Source organism: Pseudomonas sp. HR1 (genome assembly GCF_030175875.1).
GTDB lineage: Bacteria > Pseudomonadota > Gammaproteobacteria > Pseudomonadales > Pseudomonadaceae > Chryseomonas > Chryseomonas oryzihabitans.
The window spans coordinates 1-1031 of record NZ_JASNRF010000034.1; the positions used below are offsets into that span (position 1 = coordinate 1).

Sequence of the window (1031 nt, forward strand, 5' to 3'; positions counted from 1 at the left end):
TCATGTTGATCGCGGCACGGGTGCCGGCCGCTGCCGCCACATAGACGAACTGCGGCTGGTCGGTGCAGTCGCCGGCCGCGTAGATGTTCGGGTTGCTCGTGCGCATGCTTTGGTCGATGGCGATGGCACCTTGCGCATTGACAGTGACCCCCGCTGCGTCCAGCGCGAGGCTGCGCGTGTTCGGTGTCCGACCGGTGGCAACCAGCAGTTTGTCGGCGCGCAATTCACCGTGCGTGGTGGTCAGCACGAATTCACCGTCCATATGGGCGACCTGGCTGGCTTGCGTGTGCTCCAGCACCTCGATGCCCTCGGCACGGAAAGCGGCTGTCACCGCCTCGCCGATGGCCGGGTCTTCACGGAAGAACAAGGTATTGCGCGCCAGGACCGTGACCTTGCTGCCCAGCCGGGCAAAGGCTTGCGCCAGCTCCAGCGCCACCACCGACGAGCCGATTACGGCAAGGCGTTCGGGAATGGTGTCGCTCGCCAGGGCCTCGGTGGAAGTCCAGTAGGGTGACTCTTTCAAGCCCGGAATCGGCGGGACCGCCGGGCTGGCACCCGTGGCGACCAGGCAGCGGTCGAACATCACGACGCGCTCGCCACCCTCGTTCAAACGGACGGTAAGGCTCTGGTCGTCCTTGAAGCGCGCCTCACCGTGCACAACGGTGATGGCCGGATTACCGCCCAGGATGCCTTCGTACTTGGCGTGCCGCAGTTCGTCGACGCGGGCCTGCTGCTGGGCCAGCAGCTTACTGCGGTCAATCGTAGGCACAGTTGCCGCAATACCGCCATCGAACGGGCTTTCCCGGCGCAGATGGGCGATGTGGGCGGCGCGGATCATGATCTTGGACGGCACACAGCCGACATTGACGCAGGTGCCGCCGATGGTGCCGCGCTCGATCAGCGTGACCTGCGCGCCTTGCTCGACGGCTTTCAGCGCCGCCGCCATCGCGGCTCCACCGCTGCCAATGACCGCTACCTGCACCGGGGGCTCGTTGCCACTGTGCTTTTCGGCGGCGGCCATCCATCCCCGC

The 1031-nt window shown here is 66.2% G+C and carries 1 protein-coding gene; it reads right to left on the minus strand.

Features of this window, described 5'->3' with window-relative positions; genetic code table 11:
* A partial coding sequence (locus tag QKY98_RS23410; protein WP_502945103.1) for a mercury(II) reductase occupies window positions 1-1021 on the minus strand: 1021 nt, incomplete at its 3' end.
* Window positions 1022-1031: the final 10 nt, after the last annotated feature.